18 protein-coding genes and 1 tRNA gene are annotated in these 24,377 nt (G+C 66.1%); 11 read left to right on the top strand and 8 right to left on the bottom strand.

Translation table 11 applies throughout. The annotated features are described in order from the left end of the window. Window positions 1-129 precede the first annotated feature (129 nt). From cysS to rsxB, 8 genes are all read left to right on the top strand, one after another. Entirely contained in the window at window positions 130-1,527 is a 1,398-nt protein-coding gene (gene cysS / locus PYV55_RS01955; protein ID WP_275848775.1) for a cysteine--tRNA ligase, read from the top strand. Between the two features lie 131 nt (window positions 1,528-1,658). Continuing rightward, on the top strand, window positions 1,659-2,297 hold the full coding sequence (locus PYV55_RS01950; protein ID WP_275848900.1) for a DNA-3-methyladenine glycosylase family protein: 639 nt from the start codon (window positions 1,659-1,661) through the stop codon (window positions 2,295-2,297). Between the two features lie 73 nt (window positions 2,298-2,370). Further along, complete coding sequence (locus tag PYV55_RS01945) at window positions 2,371-3,348, top strand: acetyl-CoA carboxylase carboxyltransferase subunit alpha (protein ID WP_275848773.1); 978 nt, start codon at window positions 2,371-2,373, stop codon at window positions 3,346-3,348. 171 nt (window positions 3,349-3,519) lie between these two features. Continuing rightward, a complete protein-coding gene (gene tilS / locus PYV55_RS01940; RefSeq protein ID WP_275848771.1) occupies window positions 3,520-4,500 on the top strand; it encodes a tRNA lysidine(34) synthetase TilS in 981 nt (326 codons plus the stop codon). Window positions 4,501-4,555: 55 nt separating this feature from the next. Beyond that, window positions 4,556-5,830 carry an aspartate kinase gene (locus tag PYV55_RS01935; RefSeq protein ID WP_275848770.1) on the top strand — a complete coding sequence of 425 codons (1,275 nt, stop codon included), beginning with the start codon at window positions 4,556-4,558 and terminating at the stop codon, window positions 5,828-5,830. Between the two features lie 67 nt (window positions 5,831-5,897). Then, window positions 5,898-5,990 (top strand) — tRNA-Ser (locus tag PYV55_RS01930). Between the two features lie 128 nt (window positions 5,991-6,118). Further along, a complete protein-coding gene (locus PYV55_RS01925) occupies window positions 6,119-7,810 on the top strand; it encodes a polyhydroxyalkanoate depolymerase (protein WP_275848768.1) in 1,692 nt (563 codons plus the stop codon). A 5-nt stretch (window positions 7,811-7,815) separates the two neighbouring features. Further along, window positions 7,816-8,502, top strand: coding sequence for an electron transport complex subunit RsxB (gene rsxB, locus PYV55_RS01920; protein ID WP_275848767.1), 687 nt, complete (start codon window positions 7,816-7,818; stop codon window positions 8,500-8,502). Between the two features lie 2 nt (window positions 8,503-8,504). On the opposite strand, the gene PYV55_RS01915 is transcribed toward rsxB, so the two are convergent. From PYV55_RS01915 to hrpA, 8 genes are all read right to left on the bottom strand, one after another. Further along, window positions 8,505-10,130 carry a 3-deoxy-D-manno-octulosonic acid transferase gene (locus PYV55_RS01915; protein ID WP_275848765.1) on the bottom strand — a complete coding sequence of 542 codons (1,626 nt, stop codon included), beginning with the start codon at window positions 10,128-10,130 and terminating at the stop codon, window positions 8,505-8,507. Window positions 10,131-10,190: 60 nt separating this feature from the next. Continuing rightward, window positions 10,191-11,579 carry a phosphomannomutase/phosphoglucomutase gene (locus PYV55_RS01910; RefSeq protein WP_275848763.1) on the bottom strand — a complete coding sequence of 463 codons (1,389 nt, stop codon included), beginning with the start codon at window positions 11,577-11,579 and terminating at the stop codon, window positions 10,191-10,193. A 139-nt stretch (window positions 11,580-11,718) separates the two neighbouring features. Next, window positions 11,719-12,183, bottom strand: coding sequence for a SixA phosphatase family protein (locus PYV55_RS01905; RefSeq protein ID WP_275848761.1), 465 nt, complete (start codon window positions 12,181-12,183; stop codon window positions 11,719-11,721). After that, on the bottom strand, window positions 12,180-14,339 hold the full coding sequence (gene ppk1, locus PYV55_RS01900; RefSeq protein WP_275848759.1) for a polyphosphate kinase 1: 2,160 nt from the start codon (window positions 14,337-14,339) through the stop codon (window positions 12,180-12,182). Before ppk1 ends, PYV55_RS01905 begins: the two co-directional genes overlap by 4 nt. A 172-nt stretch (window positions 14,340-14,511) precedes the next feature. Next, entirely contained in the window at window positions 14,512-15,405 is an 894-nt protein-coding gene (locus PYV55_RS01895) for a UDP-2,3-diacylglucosamine diphosphatase (protein ID WP_275848757.1), read from the bottom strand. Beyond that, window positions 15,405-16,241 carry a GNAT family N-acetyltransferase gene (locus tag PYV55_RS01890; RefSeq protein WP_275848756.1) on the bottom strand — a complete coding sequence of 279 codons (837 nt, stop codon included), beginning with the start codon at window positions 16,239-16,241 and terminating at the stop codon, window positions 15,405-15,407. The genes PYV55_RS01895 and PYV55_RS01890 overlap by 1 nt, the downstream gene beginning before the upstream one ends. A 167-nt stretch (window positions 16,242-16,408) precedes the next feature. Continuing rightward, window positions 16,409-17,404: a magnesium/cobalt transporter CorA gene (gene corA / locus PYV55_RS01885; RefSeq protein WP_275848754.1), complete on the bottom strand. Its 996-nt coding sequence runs from the start codon at window positions 17,402-17,404 to the stop codon at window positions 16,409-16,411. Window positions 17,405-18,039: 635 nt separating this feature from the next. Next, window positions 18,040-22,080, bottom strand: coding sequence for an ATP-dependent RNA helicase HrpA (gene hrpA, locus PYV55_RS01880; RefSeq protein WP_407066751.1), 4,041 nt, complete (start codon window positions 22,078-22,080; stop codon window positions 18,040-18,042). Between the two features lie 175 nt (window positions 22,081-22,255). Between hrpA and PYV55_RS01875 the strand changes: the two genes are divergently transcribed. The 3 genes from PYV55_RS01875 to argA are packed head-to-tail and all read left to right on the top strand — an operon-like array spanning window position 22,256 to window position 24,363. After that, a complete protein-coding gene (locus PYV55_RS01875) occupies window positions 22,256-22,582 on the top strand; it encodes a DUF6364 family protein (RefSeq protein ID WP_275848751.1) in 327 nt (108 codons plus the stop codon). After that, the gene (locus tag PYV55_RS01870) at window positions 22,579-22,992 is read left to right on the top strand and encodes a PIN domain-containing protein (RefSeq protein WP_275848749.1); all 414 of its coding nucleotides are present in this window, start codon (window positions 22,579-22,581) and stop codon (window positions 22,990-22,992) included. The genes PYV55_RS01875 and PYV55_RS01870 overlap by 4 nt, the downstream gene beginning before the upstream one ends. A 24-nt stretch (window positions 22,993-23,016) precedes the next feature. Then, the gene (argA, locus tag PYV55_RS01865) at window positions 23,017-24,363 is read left to right on the top strand and encodes an amino-acid N-acetyltransferase (protein WP_275848747.1); all 1,347 of its coding nucleotides are present in this window, start codon (window positions 23,017-23,019) and stop codon (window positions 24,361-24,363) included. Window positions 24,364-24,377: the final 14 nt, after the last annotated feature.

Genomic DNA, 24,377 nt, shown 5'->3' with positions numbered 1-24,377 from the left:
GGCAGCTCTTTGGCCCTGGCCGTGGCCTGCTTCTCGGTGGTTTTTTGCCCGCAGCGAAGCGCAGTGGCCGAGCGCCCGACGGCCAGCCCTCATAGATAGCCCCCTGTGCGGCTTTTTTCCTGAATTTTCATGACCTTGCGTATCTACAACACGCTTTCGCGTGCCTTGGAGGAGTTTTCCCCGCTCGAGCCCGGCCATGTGCGCATGTACGTGTGCGGCATGACGATTTACGACCTCTGCCACATCGGCCACGCGCGCATGATGATGGCTTTCGACGTGGTGCAGCGCTGGCTCAAGGCGAGCGGCTGGCGCGTGAGCTACGTGCGCAACATCACCGACATCGACGACAAAATCATCCGCCGCGCGCTCGAGCGCGGCATCAGCATCCGCGCGCTGACCGACGAGATGACCTCCGCCATGCACGCCGACACGGCCGCGCTGGGCATGGAGCCGCCCACCCTGGAGCCGCGCGCCACCGACTACATTCCGCAGATGCTCTCCCTGATAGGCACGCTCGAGCACAAGGGGCTGGCCTACCGCGCGCGCAGCGGCGACGTGAACTATGCCGTGCGCAAATTCCCCGGCTACGGCAAGCTCTCGGGCAAGTCGCTCGACGAATTGCGCGCCGGCGAGCGCGTGGCCGTGAGCGACGACAAGCAAGACCCGCTGGACTTCGTGCTTTGGAAGTCCGCCAAGCCCGAGGAACCGCCCGAAGCCCGGTGGGACAGCCCCTTCGGGCCTGGACGCCCAGGCTGGCACATCGAGTGCTCGGCCATGAGTTGCGCGACGCTGGGCGAGACCTTCGACATCCACGGCGGCGGCGCCGACCTGCAGTTTCCGCACCACGAAAACGAAATCGCCCAGAGCGAAGGCGCCACGGGCAAGCCGCCCGCGCGCTTTTGGGTGCACAACGGCTTCGTGCGCGTGGACAACGAAAAAATGAGCAAATCGCTCGGCAACTTCTTCACCATCCGCGAGGTGCTGCAGCGCTACGACGCCGAAACCGTGCGCTTTTTCCTTGTGCGCACACACTACCGCAGCGCGCTCAACTACAGCGACGCGCACCTGGACGACGCGCGCCAGGCGCTCAAGCGGCTTTATACGGCGCTGAGTTTGGTGGCGCCCAACGCGCTTGCCCAGCCCACCGCGCCCGCGCAGATCGACTGGGCCGACCCCTGGGCGGCGCGCTTCAAGGCCGCAATGAACGAGGACTTCGGCACGCCCGAGGCCGTGGCCGTGCTGTTCGAGCTCGCGAGCGAAGTGAACCGGACGCGCTCGGCCGCGCTCGCGGGGCTGCTGCGGGCGCTGGGCGGCTGCCTGGGGCTTCTGCAGGGCGACCCCGAGGCCTTCTTGCGCGCTGGCGCGGGCCTCGACGAGGCCGCCATCGCGGCGCAGATCGCCGCGCGCGCCGCCGCGAAACAAGCCAAAAACTTCGCCGAAGCCGACCGCATCCGCGCCGAGCTGCTGGCCCAGGGCATCGCGCTCAAAGACTCGCCCACGGGCACGACCTGGGAGGCCGTGCGCTGAGAGGCTGCAAGCATTTCGGCCGCGGCCGAATAACTTTCAGCCTCAAATGCCTTTTTATATGAAATATGCCCTCAGCGCCCGTGGAATGTGCCATGACAGCTTCTGAAAACGCAGCAAACGAGCCTGCCGCCATGCCATTCACGCCCGCATCCACCACGCCCCATTACTGGGCGGATGCGTGCAAGCACCTCATGCGCAAAGACCGGGTCATGAAGCGCCTGATCCCGCCATTCGGCGACGCGCGGCTCGCCTCGCGCGGCGACGCCTTTTGCACGCTCGCGCGCAGCATCGTCGGCCAGCAGATCTCGGTCAAGGCCGCGCAGTCGGTGTGGGAACGCTTTGCCGCGCTGCCCGAGCGCATGGCGCCGGCGCAGGTGCTCCGCCTCAAGGTGGACGACATGCGCGCGGCGGGCCTGTCGGCGCGCAAGGTCGATTACCTGGTCGATCTGGCGCTGCACTTCGAGCAAGGGCAGCTGCGCGTCAAGGACTGGGCGGCCATGGAGGACGACGCCATCATTGCCGAACTCATGGCAATCCGCGGCATAGGCCGCTGGACGGCCGAGATGTTCCTGATCTTTCACCTCATGCGCCCCAACGTGCTGCCGCTCGACGACGTGGGCCTGCTCAAGGGCATCAGCCGCAGCTACTTTTCCGGCGAGCCCGTGAGCCGCAGCGACGCGCGCGAGGTGGCCGAGGCCTGGAAACCCTGGTGCAGCGTGGCGACTTGGTATATTTGGCGCTCGCTCGACCCGCTGCCCGTGGTGTATTGACCTGTCCATCCCGCAGCCTGGCGGCGCGGGACATTCGCATGCCAAGACGGCACGCGCCCCTAGGAGAACGACGTTGGCCAAAAAAACCTTTCTCGACTTCGAGCAACCCATTGCCGAACTCGAAACCAAAATCGAAGAGCTGCGCTACGTGCAAAACGAGAGCGCCGTCGATATCTCGGAAGAAATCGAACAGCTCAGCAAAAAAAGCCAGCAGCTCACCAAAGACATCTACAGCCACCTCTCGCCCTGGCAGATCACCAAGATCGCGCGCCACCCCGAGCGCCCCTACACGCTGGACTACGTGCGCGACATCTTCACCGACTTCGTCGAACTGCACGGCGATCGCCACTACGCTGACGACCAGTCCATCGTCGGCGGCCTGGCACGCTTCAACGGCCATGCCTGCGTGGTGCTGGGCCACCAGAAAGGGCGCGACACCAAGGAACGCACGCTGCGCAACTTTGGCATGAGCAAGCCCGAGGGCTACCGCAAGGCGCTGCGCCTCATGAAAACGGCGGAAAAATTCCACCTGCCCGTGTTCACCTTCGTGGACACGCCCGGCGCCTACCCCGGCATAGACGCCGAAGAGCGCGGCCAGTCCGAAGCCATAGGGCGCAACATCTTCGAGATGGCGCAACTCGAAGTGCCCATCATCAGCACCATCATCGGTGAAGGCGGCTCGGGCGGCGCGCTCGCGATCGGCGTGGGCGACCAGGTGCTGATGCTGCAATACGCGATCTACTCGGTCATCAGCCCCGAGGGCTGCGCCTCCATCCTCTGGAAAACCAACGAAAAAGCCCAGGAAGCCGCCGAAGCCCTGGGCATCACGGCGCACCGCCTCAAGGCGCTCGGGCTCATCGACAAGATCGTCAGCGAACCCGTGGGCGGCGCGCACCGCGACCCCAAGCAAATGTCGGCCTTTCTCAAGCGCGCGCTCGGCGACGCCTACCGCCAATTGGCCGACCTCAAGCCCAGGGAACTGGTCGAGCGCCGCTACGAGCGCCTCAAGAGCTACGGCCGCTTCAACGACACCAAGGCCGAAAGCGCATGACCCGCGGGGGTGTTGCGCCGTGCAATGCCCATGCCGACGATGGGCGCACAGCACGCGCAGGCGCAGACCGCCGGGCGCTGCGCGGGCCAGTGGCGCCCTCACTCGTTCACTGATGTACCTGCCACGCGGCGACTTTGCGCGTGCTCCGGGTTTCGCGGCCTGTTTTTCACCATGACGCAATCCTTCGACGCCGCCATGCGGGCTTTTGCCCCGCCGCTGCCGCTGGCCGTGGGCCTGAGCGGCGGTGCCGATTCGAGCGCGCTGCTGCTGGCCTGCGCGCGCCGCTGGCCGGGGCAGGTGCAGGCGATCCACGTGCACCACGGCCTGCAAGCGGCGGCGGACGACTTCGAGCACCACTGCATCGCGCTGTGCGCGCGCCTCGCCGTGCCGCTGCACCTGCAGCGCATCGACGCGCGGCCCGCGCCCGGCGCCAGCCCCGAAGACGCCGCCCGCCGCGCAAGATACCAGGCTTTTGAGGCTGTAGCCAAGGAAACTCAACGGCATGCAGCTATTCAATCAATAGCATTGGCGCAGCATGCCGACGACCAGGTCGAAACCCTGCTGCTCGCGCTCTCGCGCGGCGCGGGCGTCGCCGGGCTCGCGGCCATGCCCGCGCACTGGCAGCGCGGCGGCCTTCAGTGGTACCGACCGCTGCTGCGCGTGGCCGGCGCCGACCTGCGCGCCTGGCTGCGCGCGCAGGGCGAGGGCTGGATCGAAGACCCGAGCAACGCCGACGAGCGCTACACGCGCAACCGCATCCGCGCGCGCGTGCTGCCCGCGCTCGAGGCGGCCTTCCCGGCGTTTCGCGACATCTTCGCGCGTTCGGCCGCGCACGCCGCGCAGGCCAGCGCCTTGCTGCATGAGCTGGCCCGGCAAGACCTTGCGCTCGTGGGCACGCCGCCGCAGATCGCCGCACTGCAAACGCTGGGGCCCGAACGCCAGGCCAACGTGCTGCGCCACTGGCTGCGCAGCGCACACCACACCACGCCCAGCGCCGCCCAGCTGCAAGAGCTGCAGCGCCAGATCGCCGCGTGCCAAACGCGCGGCCAGCGCATCCACATCAAGGTCGGGCGCGGCTTCGTGGTGCGCGCGGATGCCAGGCTCGATTGGTACAATCCTGCGCTTTTTCCGCCACCCGCCGGCGCAAGCTGAGCCTCGTGCGGTAGTAGTTTTTGCGGCGGTTTTTCGGGCTTTTTTTCTTATCCCCATGGCATTGATCGTTCACAAATACGGCGGCACCTCGATGGGCTCGACCGAGCGCATCCGCAACGTCGCCAAGCGCGTGGCCAAATGGGCGCGCGCGGGCTACCAGATGGTGGTCGTCCCGAGCGCCATGAGCGGCGAAACCAACCGCCTGCTCGGCCTGGCCAAAGAACTCGCGCCTGCGCGCGTCATGCCGGCTTACCAGCGCGAGCTCGACATGCTCGCCGCCACCGGCGAACAGGCCTCGTCCGCACTGCTTGCAATCGCGCTGCAGGCCGAGGGCATGGACGCCGTCAGCTACGCGGGCTGGCAGGTGCCCATCCGCACCGACAGCGCCTTCACCAAGGCACGCATCGAATCGATCGACGACCAGCGCGTGCGCGCCGACCTGGCCGCGGGCAAGGTGGTCATCATCACGGGCTTTCAGGGCATGGACAACGATGGCAACATCACCACGCTGGGCCGCGGCGGCTCCGACACCTCGGCCGTGGCCGTGGCCGCGGCGCTCAAAGCCGACGAATGCCTGATCTACACCGACGTCGATGGCGTCTACACCACCGACCCGCGCGTGGTGCCCGAGGCGCGGCGCCTGCGCAGCATCAGCTTCGAGGAAATGCTCGAAATGGCAAGCCTGGGCTCCAAGGTGCTGCAAATCCGTTCGGTCGAGTTCGCAGGCAAATACAAGGTGCCCATCCGCGTGCTCTCAAGCTTCACGCCCTGGGACATCCCCATCGAAGAAGAAGCCCGCTCGGGCACGCTGATCACTTTTGAGGAAGACGAAAACATGGAACAAGCCCTGGTATCCGGCATCGCTTTCAACCGCGACGAGGCCAAGATCTCCGTGATCGGCGTGCCCGACAAGCCCGGCATCGCCTACCAGATCCTCGGCGCCGTGGCGGACGCAAACATCGAAGTGGACATGATCATCCAGAACGTGAGCAAGGACGGCAAAACCGACTTCAGCTTCACCGTGCACCGCAACGACTATGCGCGCACCGTCGATCTGCTCAAGGAAAAGGTGCTGCCCAAGCTGGGCGCAGAGGCCGTCACAGGCGACACCAAAATCTGCAAGGTGAGCATCGTCGGCATAGGCATGCGCAGCCACGTGGGCGTGGCGAGCAAGATGTTCCGCACACTGAGCGAAGAAGGCATCAACATCCAGATGATCTCCACCTCCGAGATCAAGACCTCGGTCGTGATCGACGAGAAATACATGGAACTCGCCGTGCGCGCCCTGCACCGCGCCTTCGACCTCGACCAGGAACCGGCCGCGGCATGAAACTGCTGAAAATCATCGAAAATATGCCGCCACCGCGCCTGATCTAAGGCATAATCACCGACTCATTGGAAACGTGACCGAGTGGCCGAAGGTGCTCCCCTGCTAAGGGAGTATGGGGTGTAGAGCCCCATCGAGGGTTCGAATCCCTCCGTTTCCGCCAAAACCAAAATACCCCAAAAACGCGCCTTCGGGCGCGTTTTTTGCTTCTGGCTTGCAAAAATTTCCCTGCACAACAAGCCGCGTGCTGGTATATTTTGCTGCACTGCAACATAACTGGATGGCCCAGACATGCTCTACCACCTGTACGAAACCCAACGCTCTCTCATGGAGCCCTTTGCCGACTTTTCGCTGGCAGCCTCCAAGCTGCTCAGCAACCCCATGTGGCCCCTGAGCGAGAACCCCCTCGCGCAGCGCATGGCCGCGGGCTTTGATCTGTTTTACCGTCTCGGCAAGGACTATGAAAAGCCCGAGTTCGGCATCCCCATGGTCGATGTCGATGGCGTGAACGTGGCGATCGCCGAGCGCGTGGAGATCGACAAGCCTTTTTGCGAGCTGCGTCGCTTCAAGCGCTTTTCCGATGACCCGGCCACGCTTGCCAAGCTCAAGAACCAGCCCGCAGTGCTGATCGTCGCGCCCTTGTCGGGCCACTACGCGACGCTGCTGCGCGACACCGTGCGCACCATGCTCAAAGACCACAAGGTCTATATCACCGACTGGAAGAACGCGCGCCTCGTGCCCTTGTCGCAGGGCGAATTCCACCTCGACGATTACGTCAATTACGTGCAGGAGTTCATCCGCCACCTGCAGAGCATCTACGGCAACTGCCACGTGATGAGCGTGTGCCAGCCCACCGTGCCGGTGCTCGCGGCCGTGTCGCTGATGGCGAGCCGCGGCGAAAAAACGCCGCTGAGCATGACCATGATGGGCGGCCCCATCGATGCGCGGCGCTCGCCCACGGCAGTCAACAGCCTGGCCACCACGCGCAGCTTTGATTGGTTCGAGAACAACGTGATCTACCGTGTGCCCGAGACCTTTCCGGGCGCGGGGCGGCGCGTGTATCCGGGCTTTTTGCAGCACGCGGGCTTTGTGGCCATGAACCCCGACAGGCACGCAAGCAGCCATTACGACTACTTTCTCGACCTCATCAAGGGTGACGATGCGAGCGCCGAGTCGCACCGCCAGTTCTACGACGAATACAACGCCGTGCTTGACATGGATGCGGACTTTTACCTCGACACCATCCACACGGTGTTCCAGGAGTTCAAACTGGTGCGCGGCACCTGGAAGGTGCGTTCGCCCTCGGACGAACTCGAGCCCGTGCGCCCGCAAGACATCAAGAGCACGGCCCTGTTCACCGTAGAAGGCGAACTCGACGACATTTCCGGCTCGGGCCAGACGCGCGCCGCGCACGACTTGTGCACCGGCATCGTGCAGAAAGAACAATTCCACTACGACGTGCCGGGCGCCGGACATTACGGCATTTTCAGCGGCCGGCGCTGGCGCGAAATGGTGTACCCCCGGGTGCGTGACTTCATCCGCGCACACCAGCCAGCGCCCCAGACGGCGACGGCGATACCACTGCCCAGTGCGCAGCCTGTCGCGGTAGCAGAAAAAAATACCGTGAAAACGGAAGAAAAGACCGTCTCTGCTGCAGCAAAAGCTGCGCAAAAAGTAGCGACAAAAGCTGCGGCAACCGCCACGCAACCTGCTTCCGCACCCACCACGGCTGCCGACACCAAGGCCACGGCAGCGCCACGGGCCTCCGCCAGCAGCAAAAAGGTGGCGGCGAAGTCCACTGTTCGCAGCGCAGCGCCTTCTTTGGCCACGGCACAAGCGCCTACACCCGCCGTCGCCACGCACTGGGTGGATGCCACCCCCACGCCGGCGCAGGCCGAAGGCGCAGCGGATGCCGGAGGGACTACAACGCCCTCGCCCTCCTCCGCTCCTGCCACCGCCCCATCGTCCGTTTCCTCCTCTTGATTGGAATGGATACCGCGGCCGCCGAAGCTGCGCAACGCATCGCCGCGCTGCTGCCGCAAACGCAATGCACACGCTGCGGCTACCCGGATTGCGCAGCCTACGCGCAGGCCATTGCCGTTGGCGAGGCGGCCATCAACCGCTGCCCGCCCGGCGGTGCCGAGGGCGTGGTGCGGCTTGCGGCGGCAACGGGGCAGCCGGTGCTGCCGCTCGATCCGGAGTGTGGCCAGGAAACGGCGCGCAGCGTGGTTTTCATCGACGAGAGCGCCTGCATAGGCTGCACCCTGTGCCTCAAGGTCTGCCCCACCGACGCCATCGTGGGCACGAACAAGCGCATGCACACCGTGATCGAGGCGCATTGCACGGGCTGCGAACTCTGCCTGCCTGCATGCCCCGTCGATTGCATGCACCTCGAAAATGCCAGCGGCACGGCCACCGGATGGGCTGCATGGTCGCCGGCGCAGGCAGACGCTGCACGCGCGCGTTATGCCCGGCGCCAGCGCAGGCTGGTGCAGGAAACGGCGTCCTCGGCGCCGCCTACACGGCCCACCAGCCCTGCGGCCAGCACGCCAGGCCACCCAACGGCGGATTCTGCGCAAGCAGATGCGTCCTCCGCGCCCTCCCCTACCCAATTACGCCAGGCGGCCATTGCCGCGGCCCTGGAGCGCGCTCGGCAAAGGCGCGTGGGCAGCTGACGTCACGCCACCTTGCTGCCCACGCTCCGTTGTGCTGGTGTGCTGCACGCCAACAAAGCGGTCACAGCCTGCGCCGTGGCCTCGGCCGCGCCGCGGTGGGTTTGCGCGAATGCCTGCGCCTGCGCACGCGCCTGCGCCAGCCGCACGCCGTCGAGCGCGAGTACGCAGGCCGCCCGCACGCCCTGGCGCAGGTCCGCCACGCGCAGCGCGGCACCGGTTTCGCAGGCGCGTTGCGCGGCTTCGGCAAAGTTGAAGGTATGGGGCCCGAGCACCACGGGGCAGCCGCAGGCTGCGGCCTCGATCAGATTCTGGCCGCCGAGCGGTGCAAAGCTGCCGCCGAGCAGCGCCACGTCCGCCAGCGCGTAGTAAGCCTGCATCTCGCCCAGCGAATCGCCGAGCCACACGTCTGCGGGCGCGGGCGCCTCCGCCCAGGAACTGCGCCGCGCGACGCGCAAGCCCGCACCCTCGAGCAGCGCAGCCACCTCGTCGAAGCGCTGCGGGTGGCGCGGCACGATCAGCCATTGCACCTGCGCAGCGGGGTCTGAGGGCATCGCAGTTACTTCTGAAGTGATAGCTGCTTGCGCTTGATGCGCCTTGGCTAGCAACCTGTCGGACTTTGGAATCGTCGGCTGCGAATGCGCCCCAGCGGCCCATTTTTTACCGTCTTCTTGCCCCATAGTCCCGCTATGGGGCGGCGAATCCGGCAAAAACTGGTCACGCTGGGGCGCATTCTCGCTATCGACGCCTAAAGTCCGACAGGCTGCTAGAGGCGTTTTTCGTTCTAAAACCTGAGCGATGGCCTGCAGCCACATCGCCTCCTCCCCCTCGCGGCTGCTCGCAAGCATGACAACCGGGCGCGGACTGTGCGCGCGCCAGGATTGGCCGAGCGCGCGCTGCGCGGCGTCGGGGCGCACGTCGAACTTGAGGTTGCCGAACACCGCCTGCACGGGCGCGCCCAGGCTGCGCAGGCGCTGCGCGTCGTCCTCGGTCTGCGCCCACACGGCCGTGAGGCTGCGGTAGGCGGGCACGGCCAGGGCCGTGACGCGCCGCGCACTGCGCCAAGATTTGGCGTTGAGCCGCGCGTTCGCGAGCACGAGCGGGACGCCCTGCGCCTTGCAGCCTGCGACCAGATTCGGCCAGACCTCGGTTTCCATGAGGATGCCGAGCGCGGGGCGAAAGGTGCGCAAAAAGCGCTCCACGGCAGCGCGTGTGTCCCAAGGCTGCCAGACCTGCACGTCGCCGGGCTGCAGCAGCTTGGTGCCTTCGGCGCGGCCCGTCGCGGTGCTGTGCGTGAGCAGCAGTCGCATGCCCGGCAGGCGCGCACGCAGGGCCGCGATCAGGATGGCCGCAGCGCGCGTTTCGCCCAGCGACACGGCATGCACCCAAATCCAGGGTGCGTCGGCCTGCGCGTGATCAGCGTGATGGGCATGTGGCAGCTGACGCACGATCTCTGGCGCATAGCGCCCGAAACGCTCGCCCACGGCCTGCGCGTAGCCGGGCTCGGCGCGTGCGCGCAGGCGCAGCTTGCGCCGCAGCAGCGGCTGGGCAAGCCAGGTCAGCACTCCATAAAGGCGCAGCGCGAGCCAGGCAATCACGGGGGGTGGCATGTGTGCGAGAACGATTTCCATCGCCTGCGCGCTTGCGCGCTTGCGCTGCTGCAACGATTCAACCCAAGGCGTGCGCTGCGCTCAATGCGCCGCGGCGCCGATCTGCGCATCAGGCTTGACGCGGCGCAGCAGCGCGAGCATCTCGGCCTCGATGCGCGCGAGCGCCTCGGGCGTGTGGCCTTCAAAGCGCAGCACCAGCACCGGCGTGGTGTTGCTCGCGCGGATCAGGCCGAAGCCGTCGGGCCAGTCCACACGCAGGCCGTCTATGGTGTTGATCTGCGCGGGCGGGCCGAAATACTGCGGCGCCAGCGCCTGCAGCTCGGCCGTGACGTGGTGCGGCTCGCCCTCGGCGCAGGCGACGTTGAGCTCGGGGGTGGAGTGGCTTGTGGGCAGCGCGTCGAGCACGGCACTGGGGTCGGCACTGCGGCTCAAAATTTCGAGCAGGCGGCAGCCCGCGTAGGTGCCATCGTCGAAGCCGTACCAGCGCTCTTTGAAGAAAATGTGGCCGCTCATCTCGCCGCCCAGGGGTGAGCCGATCTCGCGCATCTTGGCCTTGATGAGCGAATGGCCGGTCTTGAACATCACGGGCACGCCGCCTGCGGCCGCGATCGCGGGGGCGAGGCGCTGCGTGCACTTGACGTCGAACACGATGGCGCCGCCCGGCACACGCTGCAGCACGTCCTTGGCAAACAGCATGATCTGGCGGTCGGGGAAGATATTGTTGCCGTCCTTGGTGACGATGCCCAGCCGGTCGCCGTCGCCGTCGAAAGCCAGCCCCAGTTCGGCGTCGCTCGTTTTGAGCGCGGCGATGAGGTCGCGCAGGTTTTCGGGCTTGCTCGGGTCGGGGTGGTGGTTCGGGAAGCTGCCATCGACTTCGGAAAAGAGCTCCACCACGTCGCAGCCCAGCGCGCGGAAAATCCCCGGCGCCGAGGCGCCCGCCACGCCATTGCCGCAATCGACGACGATCTTCATGCGCCGTGCAAGGCGCACGTCGCCGACGATGCGCGCGGTGTAGGCCGGCAGCACGTCAACCTGCCGCACCGCGCCGCCGGGCACGAGTTGCCAGGTCTCGGACTCCATGGCACGGCGCAGCGCCTGGATGTCCTCGCCGTAGATCGCGCGGCCGCCGAGCACCATCTTGAAGCCGTTGTGGTCGCGCGGGTTGTGGCTGCCCGTGACCTGGATGCCACTCGTGCACAGCGTGGCCGCGGCAAAGTACAGCATGGGCGTGGTCACCATGCCCACGTCTATCACTTCCAGCCCCACGTCGACCAGGCCCGCAATCAGCGCCGCCGCGAGCGCCGGCCCCGACAGGCGCCCGTCGCGCCCCACGGCCACCGTGCCCTCTCCTTGTGCGCGCACCGCCATGCCGAAGGCGCGCCCGAGGCCGCGCGCGGTGTTTTCGTCGAGGGTGGTGGGCACGATGCCGCGGATGTCGTAGGCTTTGAAGATCGCGGGATTCACTTGCACGGGCGGGCCTTTCGTTCCGATGAAGTCAGGAAAACCAGAGGGAGCAGGATTGAGCGGCATTGTAGGCGGCGCCCCTCTACCGCCGTACCCAGGCGCAGCGCGGCACCAGCGCCACCTTCCTACGCCGCATGGGGCAAGATCAAAGGAATTCGGGCGACTGCACCGTGAGCAATACGGTCTCGCCACGCTCTTGCCGCTGCCGATGGCGCAGCCACCACACGGCCCCCTTGCGCACCGAACATTCACCCGCGCGCAGGCCCATGACCTCAGCAATGACCTCGCCCAATGTGGGTTGGTGGCCGACGATCAGCACCGCGCCGCGCGCCTCGGGCCAGCGCGCGAGCTCGAGCACGTCTTGCGCGCTCGCACCGGGCAGCAGCTCGGCGCGCAGCTTGAACTTGCGCCCCAGCGCCTGCGCGGTCTGCTCGGTGCGCCGCGCGGGGCTTGCAAACACGCGCAAGCCCTGCGGCAGCTGCCGGTCGAGCCAGGCGCCCATGCGCTCGGCCTGCTTCTCGCCGCGCGGCGTGAGGGCGCGTGCCACGTCTTCCATGCCGTCGGCGGCATCTTCGGCCTCGGCGTGCCGCCAGAGAATCAAGTCCATCATGCTTCTTCCGATTTTGTAGCGCCGTAACGCGCCATGAGGGCATTTTGCGCACCTTTGCCGGTGCGCGGAAGCAGCGGACGCGCGTAGTGGCCGTCGGCCTGCAGCGTCCAGGCGTCGCGGTCGTCGTACAGGTACGCAACCAGGCATTCGTCGATGATCTGCTGGCGCAGCGCCGGGTCGGTTACGGGCCAGGCAAGCTCCACGCGGCGCAGCATGTTGCGGTTCATCCAGTCGGCGCTCGAGAGGTACAAGTCCTCCTGCGCGCCGGCGCGGAAATAGAACACGCGGCTGTGCTCCAAAAAACGTCCGATGATGGAGCGCACGCGGATGTTGTCGCTCACGCCCGGCACCTGCGCGGGCAGCATGCAGGCACCGCGCACGATCAGGTCTATGCGTGCGCCCTGCTGGCCGGCGCGCAGCAGCGCATGGATCAAGGCCTCGTCGGTGAGCGCGTTGGTCTTGACGACGATGCGCGCGTCCTCGCCCCGGCTCGCCGCCTGGCCTACACGCTCGATGAAAGCCAACAGGCGCCGGTGCAGCTGGAAAGGCGCCAGGATGAGCTTGCGCAGACGCGGCGGCCGGTTTTGGCTGGCCAGGTGGCTGAACACGCCGTCCATCTCTGCGGTCAGCTGCGTGTCGGCCGTGAAGTAGCCCAGGTCGGTATAAAGCCGCGCGGTGCGGGCGTTGTAATTGCCCGAGGACAGGTGGCCATAGCGGCGCAGCTGGCGGCCCTCGCGGCGCGTGACGAGCAGCATCTTGGCGTGCGTCTTGAGCCCGACCACGCCATACACCACCTGCGCACCTATGGATTCGAGCGCCTCGGCCCAGTTGATGTTGGCCTCTTCGTCGAAACGCGCTTTGAGCTCCACCACCGCCATGACCTCCTTGCCGCGGCGCACGGCCTCGCCGAGCAGGCGCATGAGTTCGGAGTCGCGCCCGCCGGTACGGTAAATGGTCTGCTTGATCGCGAGCACCTGCGGGTCTTCGACCGCCTCGCGCAGGAAGGCGAGTACGCCGTCAAAGCTCTCGAAAGGCTGGTGGATCAGCACGTCGCGCGCGCGCAATTGCTCGAAGATCGATGCGCCTGCGACAAGCTGGCGCGGCCACACGGGGTTCCATGGCGCAAACAGCAGCGCCGGGTCGTTGACCAGATCGACAAGCTGCGTGAGCCGCACCAGGTTCACGGGCCCGTGCACGCGGTACAGCGCGGGCTCTGGCAGGTCGAACTGGCGCAGCAAAAAGTCCGAAAGAAACTTCGAGCAGCCCGCCGACACCTCGAGCCGCACCGCCTCACCGTAATGCCGCTGCTGCAGCCCCTGGCGCAGGGCCGTGCGCAGGTTGCGCACGTCTTCTTCGTCGAGCGCAAGGTCGGAGTGGCGCGTGACGCGAAACTGCGAAAACTCCGTCACTTCGCGCCCCGGGAAAAGATCCGCCAAGTGCGCGCGCACGATGCTCGAGATGCTCGCGAACAGCAGCTGCTTGGGGTTGTCACCAGGGATGCGCACGATGCGCGGCAGCGCGCGCGGAACCTTGACGATGGCGACTTCGTTTTCACGCCCGAAAGCGTCGCGCCCCTTGAGGCGCACGATGAAGTTCAACGATTTGTTGGCCACCTGCGGAAACGGGTGCGCCGGATCGAGCCCCACGGGCACCAGCAGCGGGCGCACCTCGCGCCGGAAATACGCACTCACCCAGCGTTTGTGCGCCACGCTGCGCTCGCTGTGCGCAAGGAGGCGGATGCCATGCGCCGCGAACGCCGGCACCAGCACCTGGTTGTAGAGCGCATACTGGCGCGCCACTAGGTCATGCACCTTGGCCGCGAGCGCCTCGAACGAGGCCACGGTGTAGAGCCCCTCGGTTTCACCGTGCTTGACGGCGTTGACATGCGGCTCCGCGCGCACCTCGAAAAATTCGTCGAGGTTGGATGAGACGATGCACAGATAACGCAAACGCTCGAGCAGAGGCACGTCGTCGCGCACGGCCCAATCGAGCACGCGCTCGTTGAAGGCGAGGATGCTGTGGTCGCGGTCGAGCAAGGTGAGGGGCTGCACCGCCATGGTCGCGGTAGCGCGGGGCGCATGCGCTTTCGCGGTCTTTGCAGTGGGCGCGGGCGAATCCTCCAGCTCTGCAGAACGACCGCCCTGTGCGTCGTCCATGGGTTGCGCGAGAGCGGGATTTGCCTTCGGGTGCGTCATAGCGAGGATGAAAAGCCCAAACCGGTCATTATCGAACATCATCATGACGTTCATATGACTATTTCATAGGATTTATTAATCTGTCACTTGGGCTGCTTTTTTATCCCACCGCTGTGCGACGGTGCACTGCGCATCACGCCTGCACAGGCGCCGCAACGGCCTTGCCTGCGCCGGTGACGAGGCGCCGCACCGGCCATTGCAGCAATTCGAGCCGCCCGTCCACATGCTCGACCAAGGCCATGTGGCTCTCCACCCAGTCGCCATCATTGCAATACAGAATGCCGTCGATCTCGCGCATTTCGGCGCGGTGGATGTGGCCGCAGACCACGCCCTGATGCCCACGCCGGCGCGCCTCGGTGGCCACTGCGACCTCGAAGTCGGTCACGTAATTCAGGGCTTTTTTGACTTTGCCTTTGAGGTAGGCCGACAGTGACCAGTATGGCAGCCCCAGACGCGCGCGCAGCGTGTTCAGGTGGCGGTTGAGTTTGAGGGTGAATTCATAGAGGTTGTCGCCCAAGTAGGCGAGCCACTTGGCGCACTGGATGACGCCGTCGAAATAATCGCCATGCGTGATCCAGAGCCGGCGGCCGTCGGCCGTCAGGTGCACGGCGTCTTCCACCACCTCGATGCCGCCAAATGAGTGCTCGACGAAGGCGCGCGCAAATTCGTCATGGTTGCCAGGCACGAAGACCACGCGGCAGCCCTTGCGCGCGCGGCGCAACAGCTTTTGCACCACATCGTTGTGCGCCTGCGGCCAAAACCATCTGCGCCGCAATTGCCAGCCATCGACGATGTCGCCTATGAGGTAGAGGTAATCGCTCGAATGGTGGCGCAGAAAATCGAGCAAGGCATGCGCCTGGCAGCCCGGCGTCCCCAGGTGCAGGTCGGAGATGAACACGGCGCGGTAGTGCTGCGGCGGCGCAGACTCTGCGGGCGCATCGTCCTCACTTCGCGCGCCAGCGGCTTCGTTCGTCGAGTAGGCCATGCCGGCGCTCCAGGCATCGAGGGCGTCGAACGCAGCGCGCATCAGGCGCCCAGGAAGTGCTTGCGGTAGCGCTGGGGCAAGTCAGCCAGGCGCATCATCAGCGGCAGGTCGGCGGTGTTGAAGTCCGGGTCCCATGCAGGCGCGCCGAGCACGCGCGTGCCCATGCGCAGGTAGCCTTTGATGAGTGCGGGCGGATCGACCTGCAGGCTGGAGTCGAGCTGCTCCACGGGCAGCGGCAGCCGCGGGCGGACCTGGTATTCGATGGGCGCAAGATGCGTTTGGCGCAATTGCGCCCAGATGCTCGCGGCCACGTCGCCGCCGGCCACGCCGTTGTGCATCATGGGGATGCTGCCGCAACCGATCATGGTGTCGAGCCGGTTGCGCACCATGAAGTCGCCGAGCGCGCCCCACAGTGCCATGATCACACCGCCCTGGCGAAAATCGGGGTGTACGCAGCTGCGGCCCAGTTCCACCATGCGCTCGCGCAGGCTGCGCAGGCGCGTCAGGTCGAACTCGGTGTCGCTGTAGGTGCTGCCCACGCGACGCGCCTGCGCCGGGGTCAAAACGCGGTAGGTGCCTATGACTTCCTGCGAGTCCTGCGCGCGCACCAGCAGGTGTTCGCAATAGTCGTCGAACAGGTCGATGTCGTGCTCGGGCACGGGCGTGGTCAGGCGTGCACCCATTTCACGCACGAACACCTCGTACCTCAGCCGCTGCGCCGCGCGGACTTCATCGAGGTGCCGCGCCCACGCCACTTCAATCCCTTTGCCCGCAGACGCAGGCTGCGCCGCACCATCCCCATGGCCCGGGCGGTGAAGTGACCCCCTGGGCAAGGAAATCGGTGACAGGGGCAGCGTGGGGCTGGGCAACTCGTTCATGGACAACTCTCCTTGGGATGGCGGTGATCGGACCGAAAACCAACTTCGAAACAGGGATGTTGTTTTCGTGATCATTCTAGTGTGGTTGCCGCGAATGACGCAACGGTGTCAGCGTGATGGCAGTTGCATGACATATGCCACGCGCACACCCCCCGGAACTGACATTTTCATAACCAGCCCGCGCGCTTGAAGCGCCAGTAGAGGACACCCGCAGCGGTGGCGATCAGGCCCAGTGCGAAGGGATAGCCCCAGGCCCACTTGAGCTCGGGCATGTGCTCGAAATTCATGCCCCAGATGCCGGCCAGCGCCGTCGAGACGGCGAAAATCGCCGCCCACGCGGCCAGGCGCTTGGTCACCTCGGATTCGTCGATCGTGACCAGCGAAAGGTTGACCTGCATCGCCATGCCTATGGTGTCGCGGATCGTGTCGATCGCGCCGTTCATGCGCGCCAGGTGGTCGTGGATGTCGCGGAAATACGCCTGGGTGCTCAGGCACACCTCGGGCACGCGCCCGCCGTGCAGTTTGCCCGCGGCTTCGAGCAGCGGCGCCACGGCATGGCGCAGCACACTCGCGCGGCGCTTGAGCGCATACAGCCGCTGGACGTTCGAGCGCGCCGCGCCGCCTTCGAAAATTTGCGACTCGATTTCCTCGAGATCGGTTTCGATTTGCTCCAGGATGGGAAAGTACCTGTCCACCACCGCGTCCATCAGCGCGTACAGCACAAAGCCAGCGCCATGCCGCAGCAGCTGCGGCTCGTGCTCGCAGCGTGCGCGCACCCCGAGAAAGTTCTGGCTGCTGCGGTTGCGCACCGAGAGCACGAAGTTCGCACCGACGAAGATCGCCACCTCGCCGATCGCTATGTCTTCCGTAGCTTTATCGACAGCCATGGTGCCGCCAGGCTGTATTTCAAGCAAATGCATGATGACGAACACCATGGCGTCGTATTCTTCTATTTTGGGTCGCTGGTGGCCGTGCAGCGCATCCTCCACGGCAAGCTCGTGCAGGCCGAACTCGTGCTGCATCTGGCGCAATTCCTGCTCGGTGGCGTCGCGCAAGGCGACCCACACGAAGCAGCCGGGGCGATCGAGATGGTGCCGGATTTCCTGCACCGGGATGTCGGCGAGCTTCTTTCCTTCCTGATAGACGACGCAGTTGATCAGCACGGGCATTCCTTGTTCGTATGCAACCCAGCAGCCTGTCGGACTTTGGGCGTCGAAAGCGAGAAGGTGCCCCAGCGAGGCCAGTTTTTGCCGGATTCGCCGCCCCATAGCGGGACTATGGGGCAAGAAGACGGTAAAAAATGGACCGCTGCGGCACATTCGCAGCCGACGATTCCAAAGTCCGACAGGCTGCCAGGGGATCGAGTATGCATGGCCCCGCTGCAGCGCCCAGCCGGGACGGGACGAGCGCCGGATACTGCGCGAGTAACTTTTCCATTGCTAGTGCAGTGTTCGACGCTATCTGCGACATAAAACCGCGTCTTTTCGGCCTGGGCCGCGTTGCAAATCCTCGCGATACCGCCCGGTATCGCTGCGGTTTGCGCCTTGCCCAGACCCAAAATCCATCGGTTTTATTTGTCGCATCAAGCATCAAACACTACACTAGTGCAGTGTTCGACGCTATCTGCGACATAAAACCGCGTCTTTTCGGCCTGGGCCGCGTTGCAAATCCTCGCGATACCGCCCGGTATCGCTGCGGTTTGCGCCTTACCCAGACCAAAAATCCATCGGTTTTATTTGTTGCATCAAGCATCAAACACTGCACTAGTGCGCACCGGAATCGGCACGCAAAGCACCGACTACACCGCCCCGCTCACCTGCGCCCAGAGCTTTTCGAGCCGCTTGAGGCTCACGGGCTGGGGGGTGCGCAGCTCTTGCGCGAAAAAGCTCACGCGCAGCTCCTCGAGCATCCAGCGCAGCTCCTGCATGCGCACGTCGGCGCGGCCCTTGCGCTCGGCGAGCAGGCGCCAGTAGCGCTGCTCGTGCGGGCGCAGCTCGGCGAGCTTGGCGGTGTCGCGCGCGGGGTCGGTGCGCACCTTGTCCAGGCGCAGCACGATGGCCTTGAGGTAGCGCGGAAAGTGCGCAAGCTGCGCCCAGGGCGTGGCGGCGAGGAAGTTTTTGGGCAGCAGGCGCTGCAATTGCTGCTGCGCGTCCTGCACCGCCTCGGGGGCGTTTTTCGTGTCCTTGAGCTTGCGCAGCGCGTGCGCGTAGTCGAGCAGGATCGCGCCCGCGAGCCGCGCGACTTCGTTGGCGATCAGCGTGAGGCGCGCGCGGCCTTCTTCGAGGCGGCGCGCGAAGGCCGCGGCATCGGTGGGCAGCGGTTCGAGCAGGAAGGCGCGCTCGAGCGCCAACTCGATGATCTGCGCGCGCAACTCTTCCTGCGTGCCCAGCGGCATGTAGGCGACGGCCATTTTTTGCAGCTCGGGGATGTTCTTCTCGAGGTACTTGAGCGCGTCGCGCAGCTGCAGCGCAAACAGGCGCCGCAGGCCCGCGCGGTGTTTGGTTGCGGCGAGTTCGGGCTCGTCGAAGACCTCTATGGTCACGGCATCGCCCGCGTCGATCAGCGCCGGAAAGCCGATCAGGGTCTGCGCGCCCTGGCGGATTTCCATGAGCTCGGGCAGCGCGCCGAAAGTCCACGCGGTGTAGCGCTCGCCGGCGCGCGGGCTTGCGCCGGAGCTTGGCGCAGCGGTGGAAGCCGCGGCATCGTCTGGGGCACCGGCGGATGGATGCGCAGCGGCCGGCGCGGCGGATACTCCTTTTTTGCTAGCTGCTTGTGCTTGATGTACCTTGGCTAGAGGCCGATTTTTCTCTGAATTTCCAGGCTCGGGCGCAGACTCGGGCTCTGGCGTCGCACGCCGCAGCGCCGCGAGCGCCTGGAACGCGCCGCGCGCCTGCGCGCCCCACTCGGCCTTGAGCGCGCCGAGGTTGCGCCCCTGGCCGAGCTGGCGCCCGTGCTCGTCGATCACGCGAAAGTTCATGAACAGGTGCGGCGCGAGCATGTCGAGCTTGAAGTCGGCACGCTGCACGTCGAGCGAAGTCTGGGCGCGCACCTCGCGCAGCAGCGCTTCGATCAGGCTGCCCTGGCCGAAGCGCTCAGGCGTGCCGAGCAAGGCCGCCAGGCGCGCGGCCGATTCGGGCAGCGGCACGAAGCGCGAGCGCGGACGCTGCGGCAGGCTTTTAAGCAGGGCCTGGATCTTGTCCTTGAGCATGCCGGGCACGAGCCACTCGCAGCGCTCCTCGCTCACCTGGTTGAGCACGAACAGCGGCACGGTGACGGTGACGCCGTCGCGCGGATCGCCGGGCGCGTGCAGGTAGCTGGCCGTGCAATCGACGCCGCCCAGGCGCACGCTGCGCGGAAAGGCATTGCCCGTGATGCCCGCGGCCTCGTGGCGCATGAGCTCCTCGCGCGTGAGCTGGAGCAAATCGGGCTGCGTGCGGCTCGCCGCGCGCCACCAGGCTTCGAAGTCGGCGCCGCTGCAGATGTCGGGCGGGATGTGCTGGTCGTAAAAGGCGTAGATCAGCTCCTCATCGACGAGCACGTCCTGGCGGCGCGCCTTGTGTTCGAGCTCCTGCACCTGGGCGATCAGCTTGCGGTTCGCGGCCAGAAAAGGCAGGCGCGCATCCCACTCGCCCGCGACCAGCGCTTCGCGGATGAAAATCTCGCGCGCGGCGTGCGGATCGGCCTTGCCGAAGTTCACGCGCCGGCCGCTGTAGACGACGATGCCGTAGAGCGTGGCGCGCTCGAAGGCGACGACCTCGGCGCGCTTTTTCTCCCAGTGCGGGTCGAGCAGCTGCTTCTTGAGCAAGTGGCTGCCGAGCTGTTCGAGCCACTGCGGCTCGATCGCCGCGATGCCGCGGCCATACAGGCGCGTGGTTTCGACCAGCTCGGCCGCAACGATCCAGCGCCCCGGTTTTTTCGACAGGTGCGCGCCCGGGTGGCGGTAGAACTTGATGCCGCGCGCGCCCAGGTACCAGTCGTCCTCGTCGCTCTTGACGCCCACGTTGCCCAGCAAGCCGCTGAGCAACGCGCAGTGGATTTGCTCGTAGCTCGCGGGCTGGGTGTTGAGGTGCCAGCCGTGCTCGGTGACCACGGTGAGCAGCTGGCTGTGGATGTCGCGCCACTCGCGCAGGCGGCGCACGCTGATGAAGTTCTGGCGCAGCAGCGCCTCGTACTGGCGGTGGCTGAGTTTGTGCGTGGGGTGCGGGGCGGCTTCTGCCGGCGCGGGCGCAGTGGAAGCAGCAGCGGTCAGCGAACGCTGCGCCACGGGTAGCGCGGCGTGCGCACCCCTGCCCTGGCGCGCTGCGGCGGCCTTTTGGCTTGCTTGCGCGCGCGCCGAGGGCAGCGTGGGCACGCTGCCGCCGCGCGCCTCGTGGATCCAGCGCCAGAGCTTGAGGTAGCTGCTGAACTCGCTCTTGTCGTCGTCGAACTTGGCGTGTGCCTGATCGGCCTGCTGCTGCGCGGCCAGCGGGCGGTCGCGCACGTCCTGCACGGACAGCGCCGCGGCGATCACGAGCACCTCGTCGAGCGCCAGGCGCGCGCGCGCCTCCACGATCATGCGGCCCACACGCGGATCGAGCGGCAGGCGCGCAAGCTGCTCCCCCATGGGCGTGAGCACGCCCGAGTCATCGACCGCGCCGAGCTCGGCGAGCAACTGATAGCCGTCGGCGATCGCGCGGCCCGAGGGTGCGTCGATGAAGGGGAACTGCGCCACCTCGCCCAGGTGCAGCGCGGCCATGCGCAAGATCACGCCCGCGAGCGAGCTGCGCAGGATTTCAGGGTCGGTAAAGCGCGGGCGGCTCTGAAAATCGGCCTCGTCATAGAGCCGCAGACAAATGCCGTTGGCCACGCGGCCGCAGCGCCCGGCGCGCTGGTTGGCCGCGGCCTGGCTGATGGGCTCGATCAGCAGTTGCTCCACCTTGCTTCTGAAGCTGTAGCGCTTCACGCGCGCCGTACCTGCGTCAATCACGTATCGGATGCCTGGAACGGTGAGCGAGGTCTCGGCCACGTTGGTCGCGAGCACGATGCGCCGCTGGCTGTGGCTGGCAAAAATCATTTGCTGCTCGGCCTGCGACAGGCGCGCGAACAGCGGCAGCACCTCGGCGTTGCGCAGCAGCGGCTGGTGCGCGAGGTGCTTGCGCAGGTGGTCTGCGGCCTCGCGGATTTCGCGCTCGCCCGGCAAAAAGACAAGGATGTCGCCGGGCGCGTTGCCGGCCCAGAGCTCATCGACACCGTCGGCAATCGCGTCGTTGAAGCCATAGTCGCGGCTGTCCTCGAACGGGCGCCAGCGCTGTTCCACCGGATAGGTGCGCCCCGACACTTCGATCACCGGCGCGGGCCCTTGGGCCGAGGCAAAGTGCCGTGCAAAGCGCTCGGCGTCTATGGTGGCCGAGGTCACCACCACCTTGAGGTCGGGCCGGCGCGGCAAAATTTGGCGCAGGTAGCCAAGCAAAAAGTCGATGTTCAGGCTGCGCTCGTGCGCCTCGTCGATGATGATGGTGTCATAGGCCTGCAAGAGCGGGTCGGACTGCGTCTCGGCCAGCAAAATGCCGTCGGTCATCAGCTTGACCGAAGCGTCCCTGGAGAGCCGGTCGTGAAAGCGCACCTTGTAGCCCACGACCTCGCCCAGCGGCGTGTGCAGCTCTTCGGCGATGCGCTGCGCCACGCTGCTCGCGGCGATGCGGCGCGGCTGCGTGTGCCCTATGAGCCGCCCGCGCTGCCCCGGCGCGGCGTTGCACTTGCCGCGCCCCAGTGCCAGCGCCATCTTGGGCAGTTGCGTGGTTTTGCCCGAACCCGTCTCGCCGCACACGATGATGACCTGGTGCGCCTGCATGGCGGCCATGATCTCGTCGCGGCGCGCCGATACGGGGAGGGACTCGGGGAATTCGATCTGCAGCGCCGGCCGGCTGGCGCTGGGGGAGGATGGAGAGTGCACGGGCGCGATTATACGAAAAGCATACGAATTCACGTGCTACACTGCTTCACGTGTTCGTGTGTTTTGTGCGGGGTTGACTACCATGGCCAATCTGACCATCTCTTTGGAAGAATCCATCATCAAAATGGCCCGCGTGCGTGCCATCCAAGAGGGCACCTCGGTGAGCGCCAAGGTGCGCGAATTCCTCGCCGAGTACGCGCTGGGCAACGACCGGCAAAGCGCTGCGGCGACGGCCTTCATCGAAGCGGCACGACGCAGCCAAGCCAACAGCGAAGGGGTGCGCTGGACGCGCGCAGACGCGCACGAGCGGCCTTATCCCGATTCCGCCACATCCGCCAACACAGCTTCGGCCACATCTTTGGTCACATCCGACACCGCCAGCGCATCCGGCGACGCGGTGACACCGTGATCTGCTTCATAGACACCAACGTACTCGTCTATGCCGTGGACGCGAGCGACCGCGTGCGCCAGGAGGCTGCGCTTGCGCGCATCGCGCAGGCCTGCGCACGCGACACGGTCGTGCTCAGCACGCAGGTGCTGCAGGAGTTCTACCAGATCACCACGCGCAAGCTGCGCCCGCCCCTGCCCGCCGCCGAAGCCTTGCAACAGCTCGAGCGCCTGAGCGCTTTTTACGTCATGGGCAGCACGGCGCAAAGCGTGCTCGCGGCCGCGCAGCTCGCCGAGCGCTACCAGCTGCAATGGTGGGACGCGCTGATCCTCGAATCCGCGCTGCGCGCCAACGCCGACCTGCTGCTGACCGAGGACGGCCAGCACGGGCAACGCTTTGGCAAGCTCGTGGTGGAAAATCCCTTTCTCTGATCCACCCCTCTTTTTCCACCGCGCATGTCCGCCGTCTTCAACTTCACCTTCGTGCCCTGGTTTCGCTCGGTCGCGCCCTACATCCACAAGTTCCGCCACCAGACCTTCGTGATCGGGCTCACGGGCGAGGCCATTGCCGCGGGCAAGCTGCAAAGCATCGTGCAGGACTTGGCGCTGATCCAGGCCATGGGCGTGAAGATCGTGCTCGTGCACGGCTTTCGCCCGCAGGTCAACGAGCAGCTGCACGCCAAGGGGCACGCAGCCAAATATTCGCACGGCATACGCATCACCGACTCCATCGCGCTCGACTGCGCGCAAGAAGCTGCGGGCCAGCTGCGCTACGAGATCGAGGCCGCGTTCAGCCAGGGTCTGCCCAACACCCCCATGGCGGGCGCAACGGTGCGCGTGCTCTCGGGCAACTTCATCACCGCGCGGCCCGTGGGCATCGTCGATGGCGTGGACTTCCAACACTCGGGCGTGGTGCGCAAGGTCGATGTGGCGGGCATCACGCGCACGCTGGACATGGGCGCGCTCGTGCTGCTGTCGCCGTTTGGCTTTTCACCCACGGGCGAAGCCTTCAATCTGGCGATGGAAGAGGTGGCCACCAGCGTGGCCGTCGCGCTGCAGGCCGACAAGCTGATTTTCCTCAGCGAAATCCCCGGCATCCGCATGCACCCCGAAGCACCCGCGAGCGAGGACAACCCCATAGACACCGAGCTCTCGCTGGCCGACGCCCAAGCGCTGCTCGCGCGCCTGCCGCGGGCGCTGCTGCCCACCGACACCGGCTTTTATCTGCAGCACTGCGCCAAGGCCTGCAAGGGCGGTGTGGCGCGCAGCCACATCATCCCGTTTGCCGTCGATGGCTCGCTGCTGCTCGAGATTTACGTGCACGACGGCATTGGCACCATGGTGGTCGATGAAAAGCTCGAAGAGTTGCGCGAGGCCACGCCCGACGACGTGGGCGGCATCCTGCAGCTGATCGAGCCCTTCGAAAAAGACGGCACCCTGGTCAAGCGCAGCCGCACCACCATCGAGCGCGACATAGACCACTACACCATCATCGAGCACGACGGCGTGATCTTCGGCTGCGCCGCGCTCCACCCCTACCCCGAGGCCAAAACGGGCGAGATGGCCGCGCTCACCGTCTCGCCGCAAAGCCAGAGCCAGGGCGACGGCGAAAAGCTGCTCAAGCGCATAGAGCAGCGCGCCCGCGCCATGGGGCTGGAAAGCATCTTCGTGCTCACCACGCGCACCATGCACTGGTTCCTCAAGCGCGGCTTTCAGCCCGTGGACCCGGACTGGCTGCCCGAGGCGCGCAAGCGCAAATACAACTGGGACCGGCGCAGCCAGGTGCTCGTGAAAAAACTCTGAATCCGCAAAAGACC

Source organism: Extensimonas soli (genome assembly GCF_029211265.1).
Taxonomy (GTDB): domain Bacteria; phylum Pseudomonadota; class Gammaproteobacteria; order Burkholderiales; family Burkholderiaceae_C; genus Extensimonas; species Extensimonas soli.
This window is presented reverse-complemented; position numbering and strand designations above follow the sequence as displayed.